The sequence below is a fragment of the Rhizobiales bacterium NRL2 genome, from assembly GCA_001664005.1.
Taxonomy (GTDB): domain Bacteria; phylum Pseudomonadota; class Alphaproteobacteria; order Minwuiales; family Minwuiaceae; genus Minwuia.
The window spans coordinates 519,755-539,623 of sequence record CP016093.1; the positions used below are offsets into that span (position 1 = coordinate 519,755).

Genomic DNA, 19,869 nt, shown 5'->3' on the forward strand with positions numbered 1-19,869 from the left:
GGCTTTTTCTTTATGCTGACGGTCGGGACAGGACAGGGGAGCCGTCAGCCATGCGCGTCGTCATCGCCATGATGAAGCACGAGACCAACACCTTCTCGCCGGTGGTGACCGACTGGGCGCGGTTCACCGGCTGGGGCAGCTTCCTGGGCGACGAGGCCCGGGCGCACTACGAGGGCACGGCCATGCCCTTCGGCGCCTATCTGGAACTGGCGAAGGCCCGCGGCTGCGAGATCGTCACCCCCGTCGCGGCCGAGGCCATGCCGTCCGGGCCGGTGCGGCAGGAAGCCTACGAGATCATGGCCGGCGCCATCGTCGACGCGGTGAAGGACGGCTGCGATGCGGCGCTGCTGGACCTGCACGGCGCCATGGTGGCGGAACACGATTTCGACGGCGAGGGGCTCCTGCTGGAGCGCATCCGCGCGGCGGCGCCGGACCTGCCGATCGCGGTGACCTGCGACCTGCACTGCAACCTGACCGCCCGCATGGTCGACAACTGCACGGCCCTGATCGGCTACAAGACCTATCCCCATGTCGACATGCACGAGGTCGGCGAGCAGATCGGCCGCGTGCTGTTCGATGCTCTCGACGGCAAGGTCCGTCCCGTCATGCGCTGGGGCAACCTGCCGCTGCTCTCCCAGACGCTGCGCCAGGGCACGGACGACGAGCCGATGAAGACCCTGATCGCCATGTGCCGCGACGCCGAGTGCCGTCCCGGCGTGCTGGCAGCGACCGTGTTCGGCGGTTTCGCGCTGGCCGACATGCCCCAGTCCGGCACATCGGTCGTCATCGTCACCGACAACGATCCGGCGCTGGCCGCGGAAATCCGCGACGAGATCCTGGAAGCCGCCTGGACGCGCCGGGCGGACTTCGTCTACGAACATCATCCGCTCGAGGAGGCCGTCGCCGAGGCGAAGGCGATGGAGCGGGACGGGCCGATCATCCTGCTCGACCATGCCGACAATGTCGGCTCCGGCGCGACCCAGGACGTCATGACGGTGATCGCCGAGGTGCTGAACCAGGGGCTGGAGGACGTCGCCGTCGCCGCCGTCCACGATCCCGAAGCCGTGCAGGAGATGCAGCGCGCCGGCATCGGCAGCACGGTGACCCTCAGCCTGGGCGGCAAGACCGACATGCCCTCGATCGGCCGGGAGGGCGCGCCGCTGGAAATCACCGGCAAGGTGAAGACCCTGACGGACGGCGAATGGGTCTGCCGCGGGCCGATGTACACCGGCGTGACCGTGCGCATGGGGCCGACGGCGGTGCTGGACACGGGGAAGATGCAGATCGTCATCGTCAGCCAGCATCATGAACCCTGGGACACCGGCGTCTTCACCTCGGTCGGCATCCAGCCCGAGCACAAGAAGTACCTGCTGCTGAAGTCGCGCATCCACTACCGCGCGGGCTTCGCGCCGCTGGCGAAGGCGACGCTCACGCTGGACGGGGTGGGGGTCACGACATCCGACAACAGCCTGCTCGACTACGAGCACGTGCGGAGGCCGATCTACCCGCTCGATCTGATCAACGAACGCTAGAGCCAGCCGCCCAGTTCGCGGCGCACGATGGTCTCCATCATGTCGACATGGACGTCCGAATCGTTGAGGCAGGGGATCGTGCGGAAGGCCGTGCCGCCCGCTTCCTCGAAGGTCTTGCGGCCCTCGATGGCGATCTCCTCCAGGGTCTCGACGCAATCGGCTGGAAAGCCCGGCATGACCGCGGCGACCGAGCGGACCCCCTCGGCCGGCAGGGCCGCCAGCGTCTCGTCCGTGTAGGGCTGCAGCCATTCCCGGGGTCCGAAGCGGCTCTGGAAGGTCAGGCGGAACTGGCTTTCGTCCAGACGAAGCCGCTCCCGCAGGAGGCGCGCGGTCTTCGCGCAGTGGCAGTGATAGGGATCGCCCTTCTCGAAATAGTCCTTCGGCAGGCCGTGAAAGGAGGCGACCAGCGCATCCGGGCGGCCACGGGCGGCGAAATCCGCTTCGATCGATTTCGCCAGCGCCTCGATATGGGCGGGATCGTCGTAATAGGGCGGGACGACGCGGATGGTCGGCTGCCAGCGCATGGCGCGGAGCGCCTCGCCGACCTTGTCGACGACGGTCGCGGTGGTCGTGGCGCTGTACTGCGGATAGAGCGGCACCACCAGGATCCGGTCGCAGCCCTGGTCCTTGAGCCGCGTAAGGACGTCCGGGATCGACGGATTGCCGTAACGCATGGCGTGATCGACGGCGACGTGTCCGCCCTCGAAGCGGCGGGCCAGCGCCTCGGTCAGCCGCCGGGTGTGGTAGCGCAGCGGACCCTCGTCGGTTTCCGCCACCCAGACCTTGCGGTAGGCCCGCGCCGTCTTCGGCGGGCGGAGGGTGAGGATGAACAGGTTGAGGATGACGAACCAGATGGCGCGCGGCACCTCGATCACCCGCGGATCGCCGAGGAACTCTCTGAGATAGCGGCGGACGGATTGGACGTCCGTGCCGTCGGGCGTGCCGAGGTTGACCAGCACGACGCCGATCCGGCCCTGATTGATCTCCGGATGCCCTTCGGGCATATGCGTCCGTTCCACCGTCATCGCGCCCTCTTCGTGATCGACATTGCCGCCCTTGCCGTCCCGGACGGGCCACCGGGACATTCTTACGCGCGCCGGAGAAGATCGGATGCCCGAGTTCGACGCCCTGTTCTGGATCATGGCGGGCTTCGCCGCAATGGCCGGGCTGATGCGGGGCTTCGCCGGTTTCGGATCGGCCATGGTGCTCTCCCCCCTGCTGGCGCACTTCTACAGCCCGGCGGCGGCGGTGCTGGCGATCGCGGTGATGGAAGTGGCGGTCAGCGTCCAGCTCGTGCCGAAGGCGCTGGCCGACGTGCAGTGGCGCTTTGTCGGTCCGGTGACGCTGGCGGCGCTCGTCGGCATGCCGCTCGGCGTCTGGGCGCTGGTGGCGGTCGATCCGGCGGTCATCGCGAAGTTCGTCGCGGGCGTCGTGCTCGTCTTCGTCCTGGTTCTGGCCAGCGGCTGGCGCTATCGCGGGCCGAAGCGGCTGCCCGTCACGCTCGGCGTCGGCGCGGCGTCCGGCGCGCTGCTCACGTCCACCAGCGTCGGCGGGCCGCCGGTTCTGATCTACATGATGGCCGGCGACGACCCGGCGCGGCGGGTGCGCGCCAACATCATCGTCTACTTCGCCATCCTGGAGGCGATCACACCTTTCGCGCTGTGGCTGGGCGGGGCGTTCATCACGGAGTACGCCGTGCTCGGCGCCTTGCTCTGCCCGCCCTACCTGGCCGGCGCGTGGCTGGGCGGCCGGCTGTTCCGTCAGTCGTCCGAGCGGCTCTACCGCCGTGTCGCCATGGTTTTCCTGTCGGCCATCGCGCTCTACGGACTTCTCGGTTGAGCGGCCGTGAATGGGCCGCTAATGTCCGCCGCCTGCAAATCGTCCAGCCATCGGGGAACCAGTCATGAGCGACGCCATCGCCGCGGATCAGTTGCGCCAGTTGATCGAACGCATCGAGCGCCTGGAAGAGGAAAAGGCCGCGATGGGTCAGGACATCCGCGAGGTCTACGCCGAAGCCAAGGCCCACGGCTTCGACACCAAGATCATGCGCCAGGTGGTGCGGCTGCGGAAGATGGAGAACGGCGACCGCCAGGAACAGGAAGCGGTGCTGGAGCTCTACAAATCGGCGCTCGGCATGACCGCCCACCACGAGGCGGAGCGGGACCAGGACTAGGACTAGGACTAGGACTAGGACTAGGACTAGGACTAGGAAGGCATCGGCTTCCTGAGCCAGTCCAGGCAGCCGGTGTCCGCCAGCAGGCCGTCGAGAGCCTTGTCGCCGGCGACCGCCGAATATCTGTCCTTCAGCACCTTCAGCGAGCGCGCGTGGTACTTCTGGGGCTGCTGGCGGAAGCGGCCCTTTGGCAGTTCCACCTCCAGCACGTTGTCGCCGCGGGCCAGCGCTTCGGCATTGGCGTCGCTCCAGGGCAGGAACCGTCCGCCGATCTCGCGCTCCAGCAGCGGCCGCAGGCCCTCCGCCGCCTGCTCGTAGCTTTCCCACTCACCGTCGTCGGTCGGATCCAGCATCCGTTCGATCCATTTCAGCGTCCCCGGCGCGATGTCCCGCATGAGCGACCCCGCGGTCGGGTCGGTCGAGGCCTCGTAGAGCTGGGAGAACAGCCCGAAATCGCCCAGGCAGGGCCGCGAACCCATCAGGAAGTCGCGGCCGTCCAGGCGGGCCTCCAGGAACTGAAGCTGCGACTCCAGCGAGGCCTCGATCTCGCCGGCCGTCTCCGCCGAGGAGCCGACGAAGCTCCGCCGCGGCATCATCCGTTCGACGATGGCCACGGCCCGGTCCTTGACCGCCTCGTCGCCGGCGTCGTCGCCCAGCATCTGCCGGGCGATGCGCAGCCCGGTGCTCTCCGCGTCCGCGGCGAAGGCCCAGCGGAAATGGAACATCGGCTTGTTGCCCCACTCGTCCGCATATTCCTCGATCAGGCGGGAGAGGAACTTCAGCCTCGGGTCCGCCGGGTCGGTCGGCGGCTCGGGATGGCGCTTCTCCAGCCTCTCGATGATCGGCGTGGAATCCTGCATCCCCTCGTCCTCTGGGGTCACCACCAGCGGGATCAGCGGCAGCGCGGCGTATTTCTCGAACTCGGCCATGTTGGCCTCGGTCCGCGGCGTCCAGACGTGCGGCAGGCCCTTGTAGCGGAACCAGGACCTGATCTTGACCGAGTAGGGCGAGAGTTCGGAACCGAATATACGATACGTCTCCGGCATGGCTTTGCGGCCGCTCCATTCCTGCTAGTTTGAGTGATCGAACGACTATAACAGCGCGGCCGGGGAGGGACAGCGTGAGCGACGCATACCGGATCATGGGGCAGAACGGATCGCCCTATTCCATGAAAATGAGAGCCATCCTGCGCTATCGGCGCATTCCCCATATCTGGATGCAGCAGACCCCGGGCAATGACCCCGAGACCGCGAACGTGAAGCCGCGGCTGATCCCGATGATGAAATTCCCGCAGGACGGCGTCTGGCGCCTCGATTCCACGCCCATGGCGTACGAACTCGAGGAACTGGAGACCGCGCGTTCGATCCTGCCGGCCGATCCGGTCCAGCGCTTCCTGTCGGATCTGATCGAGGACATGGCCGACGAGTGGCTGACCAAGGCCATGTTCCATTACCGCTGGCACTACGAAGACGACCGCGAATACGCCGCCTTCTGGATCGCCTGCGACAACACGCCCTCCGGCGAGGGCGCGGCGGCAAAGCGGCGTCAGTTCGCCGATTGGATCCGCGACCGTCAGGTCGGGCGTATGGCGCTGGTGGGCTGTACCGACGAGAACAAGCCGGTGATCGAGGAGAGTTTCCATCGTCTGCTGCACGCGCTGGAAACGCGGCTCGGCTACCGCTCCTTCCTGTTCGGCGGGCGGCCGTCGCTCGGCGATTTCGGCCTGTTCGGGCAGCTCAAGACCCTGTCGGACGATCCCACGGGCCGGGCCACGATCCGGCGCGAGGCGCCGACGGTGCTGCACTGGACCCGCCACGCCGACGACCTCTCCGGTCTGGAAGGCGAGTGGATGGACGCCGACGCGCCGCTGCCCGAAGCGGTGACGGGACTGCTCCGCCTCTGCGGCGAGGCCTATCTGCCTTTCCTCGAGGCCAATCTGCGCGGCATCGAGGATGGCGCGGAGGAGATCCGCCTGGAGATCTTCGGCAAGCCTTACGCCCAGACGCCGTTCCGCTATCAGGCGAAATGCTATACGCGGCTGAAATCCCTGCTGGCGCGGCTCTCGCCGGAGGACCGCAGGCGGCTGGATCCGCTTCTGGACGAGACAGGCTGTCTCGCGTTGCTGACGGACTAGATCCAGCGCAGCCAGCGGAGAAGGGCGAGTTCCACCGCGACCAGCGCCAGGAGGCTGCCCAGCAGGTACCAGAACCCCAGCGGATCGTGGGCGAAGGGGATGCCGCCGACATTGGCCCCGAACAGCGCGCCCACCAGGTTGAGGGGCAGGAACACGCCCGCGATCAGCGTCAGTGCGAAGGAGGTCCGGCGGGCCCTTTCCCTGAGTTCCTGATCGGAGCGCTCCTGCAGGATGCGGCTGTGGTCGCGCAGGACCGCGAGGTCGGCGACGATCCGCGCCATGGCGTGGCGCTGTTCGTTCAGCCGCACACGGCCGGCCCGGTCCAGCCATTCGGGATGGGCCGCGCCGGCGTCATCCAGCGCCCGCGCCTGGGGATGGCAGAAGCGGTGCAGCCAGATGGCCCGCCGCCGGAGCCGCGCCAGGTGCTGGGGTTCCGGATTGGCACCGGGAGACTCGATGCGGTCCTCGAGATCGTCCAGCTTGTCCGAGAGTTCGTCCACGGCATCGTTCAGCCGGGCGACGAGGCTCTCGATCAGGTGCAGCACGATCTCGCCCGCGCGCGCTTCCGGATGGGCGGCGACATGGCTTTGGGTCGCTTCGACGGCGCGGACGGGGCGGCGCGCCAGGGTCTCGACGCGGCCATCGGCGATCAGGATTCGCAGCGAGACCATGTCTTCGGGGCGGTCGCCGGTGTTGAAATTGATACCCCTGAGAACCAGCACGTCCGCCCCGGCGAAACGGTGGAAGCGGGGCTCGGCGTCGGCGACGAGCACCGCCTTCGCCGCATCACCGTCATACGCGGCGAGAGCGAGGTCGGGGCGTTCGCCCTCGCGCATCAGATGATGCCGCCAGACCGGTTCGCGGCCGGAGCCGCCAATGGCGGTCACCGGCGGATCAGCGGACGTAGATATGGACCTCGGGCGCCTGGGCGCCGGCGTTGGTGGTCGACGCCAAGGCGATCCGGTCGGCGGGCAGGCCCATGCCGGTCAGGACCTGGAGCACCTCGTCGGCCCGCTTGCGCGCCGTCGAGCGCGACAGTGCCACGTCGGCGGGCGAACCCTGGCTGGGCGAAACCGCGACCAGATCGAAATTGGCCGAGGGCTGCTGGTCCAGGGCGCGGCTGACGGCGGTATAGAGCGCCTGCTGGTACTGCACGTTCTGGCGGTCGAAGCGGATCACCACCAGGGGCCGGCCGGTTGCCGGCTGCGGGGTGACGTTGCGCGCGTTGAGCGCGGCGTTGGACGGCAGGTAGGCGCGGGAGGCGAGGCTGGCGCCGTAGAGTTCGCCGTTCTTGATCGCCAGGGCGAGGGCGCTGAGATTGCGCCGCTCGTTGCCGACATAGGCGGTCTGGCGGCTCACGTCCTCCGAGATCTCGTTCAGCAGGCGGTCGACGACGACCTGCGTCTTGTTGATGTCGTCCTCCAGCACCGAGAGGTTCTGGTGATCCTGATCGACGGCGCCGGAGATGCCGTAGGTGGCGCGGGCCGATTCGAGCAGGAAGGCGGCGAGGCTGGAATCGGAGGCCACGTCGTTGGCGAGCTGGTTCATCTCGGCGATGTCGCGGCTTACCTGATCGAGCTGGTCCTGCGCCGCGTTCCACTGCGCGATCAGCTCGGGATTGCCGGGCGTGGTGCCGACCTGCAGCCGCGCCTCGATGGCGCCGACCGAGCCGTGATAGTCGCGGGCGTTGTCGATGGTCGACTGGCGGATCTGCTGCAGCCGCGCGTTGCGCTGGTTGAGGCGGGTCTGGAGTTCCGCGAGTTCCCGGGCGAGCTGGTTCACCTTGGCGCCCACGACCGTGCCGGTGTCCGTCAGCGGCGAGGTGCCGGGCGCCCTGAAGACGCCGTCGCCGAGGGCCGGCTGGCCCACCGCCGCCGTCCCCGCGGGAGCCACGATGGGTGTAGCGGTCGGCTGCGTCGCGCGCGCCGGCTTCGCTGCGGTGGATTGATCGCCGGATCCGGCGAGGCTCGGCCAGATGTCGTCGGACGAGCAGCCCGCGATCGCGATCGCACCGCCCAATGCGAGGGCCCGCAGGCCGGTCATCAACATTCGTGTCTGTCCGCCTATCACTGTCGTTTCGCTAAGGCTTTGTCGACCATCTCGGTATCGAAACACCACCCACACTTGACCGTACTGCGAATCACACCAGATGTTACCGAAGGCGTCGACAGGCCACAAGAAACCCTTGTTGGCTAAGGGGCATAGCTTTCAAAAGCGCGCTTGCCAAGGGGAAAGGCATCGCGTATAGGTCCGGCCTCGCCCGGGCAGCGTCCGGGCGCACGGCCAACACGGCCCAGGCGCCGGTAGCTCAGCTGGATAGAGCACCAGACTACGAATCTGGGGGTCGGGGGTTCGAATCCTCCCCGGCGCGCCATTCTCCCGACATGCCAGTTCTGCCCTCCGGCCGGAATTCCATTGTGCCGTTCAGCCGCTCTTCGCGCGCTTTTCGGCGGTTTCGCTCAGCGGCCACTCCACGATGCCCGCCGCCGTCACGGCGCAGGCCACGAGGCTGGCGGCGAGCGGAACCCAGATACTGCCCGTCATCGCACGGAAACTCCTTCAGCCGCCGCCGCGCCAGCGGTGTCGCCGGCCCGCTTTCCATCCCTTGCCGCCCTGCGGCCCCTTGCCGTCGTGCTCGCGGGCAAGACAGCGGCGGAAGGCCGGGAGATGGTTGTCGCGGGATGCCGCCTGCAGGCGGCGCATGATGCGGGCCGCATCCGGGGCGTCGATCTGCGCAAGCAGCCGCGCGTACATCGCCTCGTTCTCGATCTCGGCCTTCACGCCCGCCCTGCACGCCGCATCGATCGAGGCCGGCGCCGAGATCCGGGCCGGCCAGGGGTCTTCGGGCACCGGCGCCGCGTGCCGGCGGAGCAAGGCGATCAGCGCCCGAGCGTGGCGTTCCTCGGCTTCGACAATGTTGACGAAGGGACGCACCGGCCCGAAGGCGTTGATCACCGCGCGATAGGTCGCGCGCGCCTTGTACTCGTCGTCCAGCGCCTCGTGGACGGCCCTGAGGGTCGCCGGGGACAGCGACATGACCCTGACCCCGGTCCTATGTGTTGCCGTTCTGGCTGCGCAAGGTGAGGAACATCAACGCCAGGTAGACCGCCGGGACGACGATCAGGACGAGGAACTCCGCGAATCCGGGGGCTTCGCATTCCGCCGACAGCATGCGCGTGGCGATGAAGATGTCGGCGATGATGATGATGATGACGCCGATGACCCAGGGCATCAGCCTCGGGCGGCTCTGGCCGTTCGCCATGTTGTTCTCCTTCGGGAAAGAGGGCGGCGCGGAAGCGATGCCCGCGCCGCCGGTCGATGATCAGGCCACGTCCTTCTTGGAGAAGTACCAGTCGACGTACTCGTAGCCCTCCTTTTCGCGCTTCTCCGCCGCTTCCTGGGTCTGCGGCGGCGGCACGATGACCTTGTCGCCGGGCTTCCAGTTCTCCGGCGTCGCGACACCGTGCTTGTCGCTGGTCTGCAGGGCTTCCAGCACGCGCAAGAACTCGTCGATGGAGCGGCCGTTGGTCATCGGGTAGTAGACCATGGCGCGCAGCGTGCCTTCGGGATCGATGATGAAGGTGGCGCGGACCGCCGACGTGTCGCTCGCGCCCGGCTGGATCATGCCATAGGCCTGCGCGACCTTCATGGACAGGTCCTCGATGATCGGGAACTGCATCTTGACGCCGAAGTTCTTCTCGATGGAGCGCACCCAGGCGATGTGCGCGAAGGTGCTGTCGATCGAAAGACCGAGCAGGTCGCAATTCAGCGTCTTGAAGCGGTCATGGTTCCGCGCGAAGGCCATGAACTCGGTCGTGCAGACCGGCGTGAAATCGGCCGGATGCGAGAACAGCACCAGCCAGCGGCCGCGATAGTCAGAGAGGGATTTCTCGCCATGGGTGGTCTTGGCCGTGAAGTCCGGGGCGGGTTCGTTCAACCGGGGCATGGCCGGCTGCATGGGGGCGGCTGAGTCCATCGGAAATTCTCCAGAAGGTCGAACCGGCAGGAACCGGCTATTTCACATATTCACACTGAGAAAGGATAAGGCTGTGGCCAGGCCACGGCTTGATTCAGGTCAAGCCGACGGAAAATTGACGGTCAGAGCTGTGATTCAGCCGCTCTTCGCGCGCTTTTCGGCCGTTTCGCTCAGCGGCCACTCCACGCTGACCGCGGTGCCGGCGCCGGGGCTGGAACAGATCTCCATGGCGCCGCCCATGATCTCCGCGAAGCGCTTGCAGATGAACAGGCCGAGGCCCGTACCGCGGGGGCCCTCCTGGGCCACATAGGCGCCGGGCTGCAGGAACGGCTCGCCGACCTTTGCCACCAGGGCCGGCGGCATGCCCGGGCCGTTGTCGCGCACGGTCAGCCGTACGCGGCCGCCGGGGCGGAGTGACCATTCCACGCGCACGCGCCCGCCCGGGCCGGTGTGCTTGCAGGCGTTGGCGACCAGGTTGTTGACGACCTGCGCCACGACCCGTTCGTCGGCCCGCGCCGTCGCCGGGAAGCCGGGCGCCGCCTCGACGGCGAGGTCGATATCCTTCGAAGCGACCACCGGTTCGAAGGTCGCCGCCAGGGCGCGCGACAGCGCCTGCAGGTCGACCTCCGTCTCGTCCAGGCGGTAGCGCCCGTTCTCCAGCCTGGCGGTGTCAAGGATGTCGCCGACCAGCCCCAGCAACAGTTCGCCGCTGTACTTGATGGCGTCGATGTACTCCCGGTACTTGCCGTGTCCGACGGGGCCCCAGGCCTCGCTCAGGATCATGTCGGAGAAGCCGATTATGGAGTTCAGCGGCGTCCTGAGATCGTGGCTGATATTGGCCAGGAATTCCGACTTCAACCGGTTCGCCTCCTCCGCCTGCTCCTTGGCGAGACGAAGCTCCTCCTCATGGTTCTTGATGTCGGTGACGTCCACCTGGACGCTGACGAAGCCGCCGCGGCGCATGGGCCGGTCCGTGGTCTTGATCCAGCGGCCGTCCTTCAGGCGGACGATGAAGGAGCCCTGCAGCCGGGCCCGGTACTCCGCCTTGCGCTGCAGATACGCATCGCCGCCGCCGAACTCGTCGCCGACGACGACATTGCCGCGCTCCACGTCGATGCGTCCGAGTTCGGCGAAGTGAACGCCGGGTTTCGCTTCCTCGGCGGTATAGCCGTATAGATCGCGGAAGTTCTGGTTGCAGGCGACGAGCAGGCCGTCGGCGTCGTAGACCACGATCGCCTCGGAGCTGTTCTCGACGGCCTCCGCGAACGTCGCGCCGGCGCGCGCGCGCTCCAGTTCGCGGGCGAGTTCGTCGCGCTCCCGCCGAAGCCGTGCGACGAGGTCGCTGTCAGCCGTCATGCGTCAGGTCGCTCCAGTCGTTCATCTCCCCGTCAAGGAAGATGGCTCAGGTTAACACGGAATGAACGGTTCCGGCGGCCGAACGCCGCATGCCGGCAACCCGGGCCGCTGTGCGTGGAAACAAGGCCCGCGCAGGCCCCGGCGGACGCCGCCGCCGGGACGGGCGCTTCACAGCGAGAAGCGGTAACCCAGGCCCAGGCCGATGATCAGCGGGTCGATGTTCAGTTCGGTGCGCTGGATTCCCGCGCCTGTCGTCAGTTTCACATTGGTGTCGAGATTGATGTACTTCACGTCCAGGTTCAGCACCCAGTTTCCGCCAAGGTCGTAGTCCATCCCGGCCTGCAGCGCCCAGCCGAGCGAGTTCGTGGCGTCGACCGAGGTCGCGCCGACGGCGCGCACGAGGTTCGAGTTCGCCGCCTCGTTGTAGAAGACGGTATAGTTCAGACCCGCGCCCAGATAGGGGCGGAACTCGCCGCCCGGATTGAAATGGTACTGCAATGTCAGCGTCGGCGGCAGCAGCCAGACGTCGGCGGCGTTGCCCACGCCGGCCAGCGCCCCCTGGCCCTTGATCTGGTGGCGGCTGGTCGCGAGGATCAGCTCAGCGGCGATGTTGTCGGTGACGAAATAGGTGAAGTCGAATTCCGGCGTCACGGACGTGCGGGCCGTCAGCGATCCACCGGGGAAGGCCGGCTGCACGCCGCCGGATTCGCCGGTCGGCGTCACGGCGATGCCGCGGAAGCGGACCAGCAGGTCGCCCGCCTCGGCCAGCGCCGGCGCGGCCGGCAATGCGGCGGAGAGGGCGAGCATGGTCAGCGCCGCCGCGGAGTTGATCAGTGCCTTCATCGGTCATTCCCCTTCTGGATGCACGTGAATTACGCGCGACCGATGTAGATTTGCCGATCCTCGGACCAACTATTTGATCTGGATCAAAAATCTCCGTGCACAATGGTCGCAGCCAGGCGCCGGCGCCTAGCGCCCGGCACGCCGCAACCGGGGATCGGTGGCATCGCGCAGCCCGTCGCCCAGCAGGTTGAAGCCGAGCACCGCGGCAACGATGCAGAGCCCCGGCCAGATGGCGAGATGGGGCGCGAGGTAGATCAGGGTCTGCGCCTCGGCCAGCATCCGGCCCCAGGAGGGGATCGGCGGCTGCACGCCCAGCCCCAGATAGCTCAGCGCCGCCTCGGCCAGGATGGCGATGGCGAACTCGATGGTCGCCTGCACCAGCAGGATGGCGGCGACGTTGGGGACGACGTGGCGCAGGGTGATGCGGAAGGTGGTGAGCCCCGTGGCCCGCGCCGCCAGCACGTAGTCGCTGGCCCAGACCTGGTTGGCCGCGGCGCGGGTGATGCGCGCGAAGATGGGCACGTTGATGAAGGCGATGGCCAGCACCGCGTTGGTCAGGGACGGTCCGTAGACCGCCGCCAGCATGATGGCGAACAGCAGGGCCGGAAAGGCGAAGGCGAGATCGGCCGTGCGCATCACCGCCTCTTCGGCGAGACCGCCCCTGGCCGAGGCCAGCAGACCCAGCAGCGCGCCGGCGCTGCCGCCCAGTCCCACCGAAAGCAGGGCGACGAGGACCGAGCTGCGCGCCCCGGCCATCAGCATGCTGAGCAGGTCGCGGCCGAGCTGGTCCGTGCCCAGCCAGTGCTCGCCCGACGGCGGCAGGAAACGCCGGGAGACCTCGATCGCCGACGGGTCGTGCGGCGTCCACAGCAGCGACAGGGCCGCGGCCGCGGCCACCAGCCCGACCAGCAGGGCGCCGGTCCAGAGGCCCAGCTGTTTCACGGCCCGCTCCTGGCGCGCCGCTCGCGCAGGCGCGGATCGATGACGACATAGAGGATGTCGACGGCGAAGTTCACGATCACCACCACGGCGGCGAAGAACAGGACCAGGCCCTGGACCACGAACAGGTCGCGGTTGGTGATGGCCTGAAAGATCAGCCGGCCCAGGCCGGGCAGATGGTAGACGTTCTCGATCACGATCGTGCCGGTGACCAGGTTGGCGAACTGCAGGCCGATGATGGTGATGATCGGCACCAGGGCGTTGGGCAGGACGTGGGCGCGCATGACGCGGCCGCGGCTCAGCCCCTTGGCGCGGGCGGTCGTGGCGTAGTCCAGCCGCATCACCTCCAGCACGCCGGAGCGCGTCACCCGGGCGAGGATGGCCGACTGCACAAGCGCCAGCGCGACTGCCGGCAGGATGAGCGCGGCGAGCGCCGCGCCGGGTCTTTCCCAGCCGGGAAAGCCGCCGGCCGGCAGCCAGCGCAGGTTCACCGCGAAGACGATGATCAGGATGATGGCCAGCCAGAAGGCCGGGATGGCGATGCCGAGCTGGCTGAGCGCCATGACGCCGATATCGCCGGCGCGGCCGTGGCGGGACGCGGCGTAGACGCCGAGCGACAGCGCCAGGACTATCGTCACCGCGGTGGCGATCAGCGCCAGCGGCGCGCTGACCGGCAGGCGTTCGACGATCAGCTCGGCCACCGGTACGCCGAAGCTGTAACTGTCGCCGAAGTCGCCTGTGACCACGCCGCCCAGCCAGTCCAGGTAGCGGGTCAGGAAGGGCGCGTCGAGACCGAGTTCCCGGCGCAGCGCCAGCCGGGCGTCCTCAGTCGCGTCCAGGCCCAGGATGACCATGGCCGGATCGCCGGGCAGGGCGTTCATCACCCAGAAGACGACGAACGATACCGCCAGCAGCGTCAGGAACAGGGTCCCCAGGCGGAACAGCAGGAAGCGGACCATCGGGATCTACCGGGCCGCGTCGGGGCGGCGGGCAGCGCCCGCGCCCGCCCCGCGCCGTTCCGGCGGCTTCAGTTCCAGCGCAGGTCCTTCAGCGGCGCGAACAGCACCGGCGAGGAGGCCCAGTAGCCGGAAAGCGCCTTGCGGTAGACGCCGAGCTTCGGCAACTGGAACAGGAAGCCGTGCACCGCGTCCTCGGCCAGGAAGCGCTGGCCTTCCTTCAGCAGTGCATCGAGCTTCGCCGGGTCGGTCTCGGTCCGGATCCGCTCATAGAGCGCGTTGAAGTCCGGATTGTCGTAGCCGTAGAAATATTCCGGCCCGCGCGCGAAATTGCCCATGTCGTTGGGCGAGGGGTGGGCGATGATGGTCATGTCGTAGTTCTTCTTCTTGTAGACCTCGCCGATCCAGAAGCCCCACTCGACCTGCTCGATGGCGACCGCGATGCCGGCCTTGGCGAGCTGGTTCTGGATGATCTCGGCCGACCGGCGGGCGTAGGGAAAGTGCGGCGTGCGCAGCGTGACCTGCAGATCTCCGGCGCCGGTTTCCGCCAGCAGCGCCTTCGCCTTCTCCACGTCATGGGGATAGCGGCCGGTCAGGTCGACATGGCTCCTGTGGTGCGGCGGGAAGAAGGAGCCGATGGCCTCGCCATAGCCGTAATAGGCGCCCTTGATGACCGACCCGCGGTCCAGCGCATGGTTGACGGCGCGGCGGACCCGGATGTCGTCGAAGGGCGGGCGGGAATTGTTGAGCGCCAGGATCACCTCGGCCTCGGTGGTGCCGACGACGACGTCGAACCGCGGATCGGCCTTGAACTGCTCCAGCACCTCCGGCGCCGGCATGCTGGGAAAGGCGTCCAGTTCGTCGGCCATTAGGGCGGCCACCGCGGCGGCCGCGTCGGCGATGAAGCGGAAGGTGACCCGCTCGATCGCCACCTCCGCCGCGTCGCGGTGGGCGGGGTACTTCACCAGGGACAGCGCGCTGCCCCGGGTCCAGTCCTCGAACCGGTAGGGTCCGGTGCCGACGGGGTCGGTCTTGTTCGCTGCCGCCGACTCCGGCGCGACGATCGCGGCGTCGCCCTGGGCGATGTTGAACAGGAAGAAGGCGTCGGGCTCCGACAGGGTGATGCGGACCGTGCCGGGGTCGACCGCCTCGACGCTCCGGATCGGCTTGAAGATGCCCTTGGTCGGATTGACGCTGTCCTCGGCCATGGCCCGGTCGAAGGTGAATTTCACGTCGGCGGCGTCGAAGGCGGTCCCGTCGTGAAAGGTGACGCCGTCGGCGAGATCGAAGGTGTAGACGCGGCCGTCCGGACTGATGGTCCACGCTTCCGCCAGCGCGGGAACGACCTCGCCGCTCTCGGTGACCGAAGTGAGCGATTCATAGACGTTGTGAGCGAAGATGCCGTCGATGGCGGCCGTGGCGTCGACCGTCGGGTCGAGCACCGTCGGCTCCTGCTGCATGCCGATGATGATGGTGTTCTTCGCCAGTGCGGCCGGCGCGGCGAGCGCCGCGGCCAGGCCCAGGACGAGGCCGGCCGATCGGTATGGAAAGCGGGTCATGGCGAGTGCTCCCTTGCCTGGTCGCGACGGCGGCATGCCGGCGCCGGTCATTCTCTGTCTCGGCTCAGCCCGAGGTTTCCGATGATGGCAAGCTCGAGCCAATCTCAATGGTGGTCGTGATCGTCTCCCAAGATCGGGTTGCGCGCGAGGAAAACCGCTATGAACGCGAACACCAGCGCCATGCCGATCGCGCCCACGACGACGATCAGCGGGTCGGACTGCCACTTCATCGCGGCGAAGGCCGCCAGCACCACTGCATCGAGCGCGATGGCCGTCAGCAGCACCCATCCCCTCGCGCCGATCTCCTCGCGCAGATGCCGGAACACGCCCCAGTGGATGATGATGTCCATCACCAGGTAGAAGAAGGCGCCGAGAGAAGCGATCCGGCTGAGATCGAAGAAGACCGTCAGAAAGCCTGCGATCACGACCGTGTAGACGAGCGTGTGGTCCTTGATCGCGCCCGGCATCCCGAAATGGCTGTGCGGGATCATCTTCATGTCGGTCAGCATCGCCAGCATCCGCGAGACCGCGAACACGCTGGCGATCAGGCCCGAGGCCGTGGCCACCAGCGCGAGCGCCACCGTCAGGTAGAAGCCGGTCTGACCGAGGGCGGGCTCGGCTGCTTCGGCCAGCGCGTAGTCCTTCGCCGCCACGATGCGGTCGAGCGGCAGGCTGGAGCCGACGGCGAAGGCGACAAGCAGATAGACGACGACGCAGATCGCGATGGACAGGACGATGGCCCGGCCGACATTGCGGTGCGGTTCGGTTATCTCAGCGCCGCTGTTGGTGATGGTCGTGAAGCCCTTGAAGGCGAGGATCGACAGCGCCAGCGATGCGACGAAGCCCCCTGCACCGGCATCTCCGCCCGTGGCCTCGAACGAGATGCCGCTCGCCCAGAGACCGGCTGCCCCGAACAGCGCGATGCCGCCCACCTTGAGCACGGCCATGACGATGGACAGAAGTCCGACCGAACGGTTGCCGGAGAGGTTCACGAGATACGCGAAGACGATCAGCCCGACGCCGAGAACGGGCACGAGGACGCTGTCCGGATCGCCGCCGAACGCCTGCAGCGTGTACGTTCCAAAGGTGCGCGCGACGAGGCTTTCGTTGATGACCATCGACAGCGCCATCAGGAGCGCGGCGCCCGCCGCGACCGTCGTCGGCCCGTATGCCTTATTCAGGATCATCCCGATCCCGCCGGCAGACGGAAAGGCATTCGACATCTTGATATACGTGTAGGCGCTGAACGCGGTCACGATGGCGCCGACGACGAACGAGAGCGGGAAGAGCGGCCCTGCAAGCTCGGCGATCTGGCCCGTCAGCGCGAAAATGCCCGCGCCGATCATCACGCCGGTGCCCATGGCCACCGCGCCCGGCAGGGTGACGCTGTTCTTCTCGTAGCCCTCCGCCATCACTTTCCCTTTGCTGGTCTGCGCCGCATCGCCACCCAGACAAGCGGCAACCCGGTCACAAGCCCGAGGCCGAGTACCGCCCATGTCGCCCGGCCGAGGTCCCCGCTGGCCGCCTCGCCGCCGAAATGGGCGAGCAGAAAGCTCGCCGGAATGACGCCGGCCAGTGTCGCAAGCGCGAAACGCCAGGCATGAAGGCGGCTGAGCCCGGCCGCGTAGCTGATCAAGTCGAAGGACACGAAGGGCATCAGGCGGCTGGCAAACACCGTGGCCGTCAATGCGGTCTGCGACCCGAGCAATCCTGCATCGACGCGGTCACCGAACGCCCGCCGCAAGACATCGTGCCCCAGAACCCGTGCCAGACCGAACGCGATCAGCGCTCCGAGTTCGGCGCCAATCACGACCTGCACCGTCCCCCAGAGATGTCCGTAAGCCGCGCCGGCAGCCAGGGCGATCGGCGCGCTCGGAATCGGGCTGGCCACGACCGCGACGGTCATGAGCGAGACGATCAGGACCGGGCCCCAGATGCCGGCCCGCGCGACCAGCGTTTCGAGGTGCTCCTCGTCCAGCAGGTCGCGTGCCGTAGTGAATACAGATGGCGCGAACAGCCAGACGCCGGCCATGGCGATCCCGAGGACTGCCAGCGCGGCAAGTATGCCGGTTCGCGAACTCATTTCAGATTGCGTCGACGGCCTTCGCCGGTGCGGCGAGCGCCGCCGAGAGGTCCGGGACGAGGCCGGCCGATCGGTACGTAATGCGGGTCATGGCGAGGGCTCCCCTGCCTGGTCGCGACGGCGGCATCGTGGCGCCGGCCGGCGAGACCAGTGTGAACCCGACGCCGATGGCAATCATAGCGCAAAAGCGCAGGGCCGGCTCCCGTTCCCGGGAACCGGCCCTGCGGGCCGCGCGATGATGTCCGCGCCGCTACTTGACGCTGTCGACGCTGTCGTCGGGCCGCATCTCGTCGGCGACCTCCGTCGAGGGCAGGACGTCCTGTCCGGGCACGTAGCGCCAGCCGGTCATGTAGCCGCCGCCCTCGCGCCAGCGGGTGATGCCGACCCAGGCGCCCATGGTCGACTGGTGGTCGACCTTGCGGTAGATGATGGTGCCGATCGGCGTCTCGACGCTGAGGCCGCGGAAGGCCTGTACCAGCAGTTCGGTCTTGGTGCTGCCGGCCGCCTCGATGGCCGCCTTGATCGACAGGATGGTGTTGAAGCCGACCAGCGAGCCGGTCATCGGGTCCTCGTCCCAGCGCGCCTGGTAGTCGGCGACGAACTTCTTGTGGGCCGGATCCTGGATATCGTACCAGGGATAGCCGGTCACGATCCATCCGCGCGGGGCTTCCTCGCCCAGCGGCAGCAGGTATTCAGGCTCGCCGGTCAGCAGGCCGACGACCGTCCGGTCCTTGAACAGGCCGCGCAGATTGCCCTCGCGGACGAATTCGGCGAGGTCGGCGCCGAACAGCACGTTGAAGATGCCGTCGGGCTTCGCCGCTTCCAGCGCGCGCACGGTGGCGCCGGCGTCGATCTTGCGCAGCGCCGGCCACTGCTCGCCCACGAACTCGACCTCCGGATTCTGCTCCTTCAGCAGTTTCTTGAAGGCGGCCACCGCGTCCTGACCGTACTTGTAGTTCGGCGCCACGAACGCCCAGCGCTTGGCCTTGCTGGCCGCGGCTTCCCGCGCCAGCATGGCCGACTGCATGTAGGTGGAGGGGCGCAGGCGGAAGGTGTAGCGGTTGCCCTTCTCCCAGACCAGCGCGTCGGTCAGGGGCTCCGAGGCCAGGAAGACCACCTGCTTCTGCAGGGCGAAGTCGCTGACGGCCAGGCCGATATGGGAGAAGAACGTGCCGGCCAGCAGATCGACCTTCTCGCGGCTCAGCAGTTCCTCGGCGATGGTGACCGCGTTGCCCGGCTTGCCGCCATCGTCGCGGCTGATGACCTCCAGGGGCCGGCCCAGCACGCCGCCCGATTCGTTGATCTGCTCCACCGCGAGCTGCCAGCCCTTCCTGTAGGGCTCGGTGAAGGCCGGCAGGGCCGAGTAGCTGTTGATCTCGCCCACCTTGATGGGTTCGCCTTCCTGGCCGACGGCGGCTGTGGACAGCCACGCCGCGGCGCCGATTCCGATCATCACGGAAAGTGCCGATCTGCGCGTGAGCATTAGGTCGCTCCCTGTTTCATTGTAGATGTACGCGGCACGATACCATTCACCGCCCGACAGGCGCGTATTTCGCCGTCTCGCGGCGGCAGGTTCAAGTATTTTCGGTCCCGAAGCAAGGTAGTGGCGGCGCGCGCCCCGACGGGATACTCAGCCGCGGTGGCCGAATATCGCCGTGCCCACGCGTACATGTGTCGCGCCGAAGGCAATCGCGACCTCGAAATCGGCGCTCATGCCCATCGACAACTGTTGCAGATCGTTCCGCTCGGCGATCTTTTTCAGCAGGGCGAAATGAGGGGCGGGCTCTTCATCCAGCGGTGGAATGCACATCAGGCCGGTGACCGGCAGGCCGTGGACCTCCCGGCAGGCCTCGATGAAGCGGTCCGCCTCGGCCGGCGGGACGCCCGACTTCTGCGCCTCCTCGCCGGTATTGATCTGGACCATGACCGACGGGCGGCGGCCCTGCTCGGCCATGGCCTTCGCAGCCGCCTTCGCCACCTTGTCACGGTCGATGGTATGGATGACGTCGAACAGCGCCACCGCGCCATCGACCTTGCGGCTCTGCAGTCCGCCGATCATGTGCAGCTCCAGGCCGGGATGAGCGGCCCGCAGCGCCGGCCATTTTTCCTCCGACTCCTGCAGGCGGTTCTCGCCGAACACCCTCTGACCGGCGGCGATGGCGGGTTCGATGCGCTCGGCCCCGAAGGTCTTGGAAACCGCGATCAGCGTAATTTCGGCCGGATCGCGGCCCGCCTCACGGGCCGCGGCGGCGATGCGTTCGCGGACCTCGGAAAGCCCGGTGGCGATGCTATGGTCCAGTTCCGACATGCGCCCGAGG

General features: G+C 67.8%; 20 protein-coding genes and 1 tRNA gene. 5 read left to right on the plus strand and 16 right to left on the minus strand.

What is annotated here, in order from left to right; genetic code table 11:
• Window positions 1-50 precede the first annotated feature (50 nt).
• Window positions 51-1,532, plus strand: coding sequence for a microcystin degradation protein MlrC (locus TEF_02370; protein ANK79763.1), 1,482 nt, complete (start codon window positions 51-53; stop codon window positions 1,530-1,532).
• Here the strand turns inward: TEF_02370 and TEF_02375 are convergent.
• Entirely contained in the window at window positions 1,529-2,617 is a 1,089-nt protein-coding gene (locus TEF_02375) for a ferrochelatase (GenBank protein ID ANK79764.1), read from the minus strand. The genes TEF_02370 and TEF_02375 overlap by 4 nt on opposite strands.
• Window positions 2,618-2,642: 25 nt before the next feature.
• On the opposite strand from TEF_02375, the gene TEF_02380 reads away from it, so the two are divergent.
• A complete protein-coding gene (locus TEF_02380; GenBank protein ANK79765.1) occupies window positions 2,643-3,371 on the plus strand; it encodes a hypothetical protein in 729 nt (242 codons plus the stop codon).
• Between the two features lie 64 nt (window positions 3,372-3,435).
• Window positions 3,436-3,705: a hypothetical protein gene (locus TEF_02385; protein ANK79766.1), complete on the plus strand. Its 270-nt coding sequence runs from the start codon at window positions 3,436-3,438 to the stop codon at window positions 3,703-3,705.
• Window positions 3,706-3,737: 32 nt separating this feature from the next.
• On the opposite strand, the gene TEF_02390 is transcribed toward TEF_02385, so the two are convergent.
• Window positions 3,738-4,751, minus strand: coding sequence for a hypothetical protein (locus TEF_02390; protein ID ANK79767.1), 1,014 nt, complete (start codon window positions 4,749-4,751; stop codon window positions 3,738-3,740).
• A 95-nt stretch (window positions 4,752-4,846) separates the two neighbouring features.
• On the opposite strand from TEF_02390, the gene TEF_02395 reads away from it, so the two are divergent.
• Window positions 4,847-5,839 (plus strand): hypothetical protein, encoded by a 993-nt coding sequence (locus TEF_02395; protein ID ANK83229.1) that lies wholly within the window; start codon window positions 4,847-4,849, stop codon window positions 5,837-5,839.
• Here TEF_02395 and TEF_02400 read toward each other — a convergent pair.
• Both TEF_02400 and TEF_02405 read right to left on the minus strand, forming a co-directional pair.
• Window positions 5,836-6,726, minus strand: a complete 891-nt coding sequence (locus TEF_02400) for a hypothetical protein (protein ID ANK79768.1) — start codon at window positions 6,724-6,726, stop codon at window positions 5,836-5,838. The genes TEF_02395 and TEF_02400 overlap by 4 nt on opposite strands.
• 7 nt (window positions 6,727-6,733) lie before the next feature.
• Complete coding sequence (locus TEF_02405) at window positions 6,734-7,888, minus strand: hypothetical protein (GenBank protein ID ANK79769.1); 1,155 nt, start codon at window positions 7,886-7,888, stop codon at window positions 6,734-6,736.
• 248 nt (window positions 7,889-8,136) lie between these two features.
• Between TEF_02405 and TEF_02410 the strand changes: the two genes are divergently transcribed.
• Window positions 8,137-8,213, plus strand: a tRNA-Arg gene (locus tag TEF_02410).
• A 185-nt stretch (window positions 8,214-8,398) separates the two neighbouring features.
• Here the strand turns inward: TEF_02410 and TEF_02415 are convergent.
• The 12 genes from TEF_02415 to TEF_02470 form a co-directional block, all read right to left on the minus strand.
• Complete coding sequence (locus TEF_02415) at window positions 8,399-8,875, minus strand: hypothetical protein (GenBank protein ID ANK79770.1); 477 nt, start codon at window positions 8,873-8,875, stop codon at window positions 8,399-8,401.
• 16 nt (window positions 8,876-8,891) lie between these two features.
• Window positions 8,892-9,101 (minus strand): hypothetical protein, encoded by a 210-nt coding sequence (locus TEF_02420; GenBank protein ANK79771.1) that lies wholly within the window; start codon window positions 9,099-9,101, stop codon window positions 8,892-8,894.
• A gap of 60 nt (window positions 9,102-9,161) precedes the next feature.
• Window positions 9,162-9,815, minus strand: a complete 654-nt coding sequence (locus TEF_02425) for a peroxiredoxin (GenBank protein ANK79772.1) — start codon at window positions 9,813-9,815, stop codon at window positions 9,162-9,164.
• Between the two features lie 135 nt (window positions 9,816-9,950).
• Complete coding sequence (locus TEF_02430; protein ANK79773.1) at window positions 9,951-11,171, minus strand: hypothetical protein; 1,221 nt, start codon at window positions 11,169-11,171, stop codon at window positions 9,951-9,953.
• Between the two features lie 168 nt (window positions 11,172-11,339).
• Entirely contained in the window at window positions 11,340-11,978 is a 639-nt protein-coding gene (locus TEF_02435; protein ANK83230.1) for a hypothetical protein, read from the minus strand.
• Window positions 11,979-12,140: 162 nt separating this feature from the next.
• Window positions 12,141-12,956: a peptide ABC transporter permease gene (locus tag TEF_02440; GenBank protein ANK79774.1), complete on the minus strand. Its 816-nt coding sequence runs from the start codon at window positions 12,954-12,956 to the stop codon at window positions 12,141-12,143.
• Complete coding sequence (locus TEF_02445; GenBank protein ID ANK79775.1) at window positions 12,953-13,912, minus strand: ABC transporter permease; 960 nt, start codon at window positions 13,910-13,912, stop codon at window positions 12,953-12,955. Before TEF_02445 ends, TEF_02440 begins: the two co-directional genes overlap by 4 nt.
• Window positions 13,913-13,980: 68 nt before the next feature.
• On the minus strand, window positions 13,981-15,468 hold the full coding sequence (locus tag TEF_02450; GenBank protein ANK83231.1) for an ABC transporter substrate-binding protein: 1,488 nt from the start codon (window positions 15,466-15,468) through the stop codon (window positions 13,981-13,983).
• 104 nt (window positions 15,469-15,572) lie between these two features.
• Complete coding sequence (locus tag TEF_02455) at window positions 15,573-16,880, minus strand: amino acid permease (protein ID ANK79776.1); 1,308 nt, start codon at window positions 16,878-16,880, stop codon at window positions 15,573-15,575.
• Window positions 16,880-17,551 (minus strand): hypothetical protein, encoded by a 672-nt coding sequence (locus tag TEF_02460; GenBank protein ANK79777.1) that lies wholly within the window; start codon window positions 17,549-17,551, stop codon window positions 16,880-16,882. Before TEF_02460 ends, TEF_02455 begins: the two co-directional genes overlap by 1 nt.
• A 250-nt stretch (window positions 17,552-17,801) precedes the next feature.
• Window positions 17,802-19,034 (minus strand): hypothetical protein, encoded by a 1,233-nt coding sequence (locus TEF_02465; GenBank protein ANK79778.1) that lies wholly within the window; start codon window positions 19,032-19,034, stop codon window positions 17,802-17,804.
• Window positions 19,035-19,181: 147 nt separating this feature from the next.
• The gene (locus TEF_02470; GenBank protein ID ANK79779.1) at window positions 19,182-19,859 is read right to left on the minus strand and encodes a YggS family pyridoxal phosphate enzyme; all 678 of its coding nucleotides are present in this window, start codon (window positions 19,857-19,859) and stop codon (window positions 19,182-19,184) included.
• Window positions 19,860-19,869 lie beyond the last annotated feature (10 nt).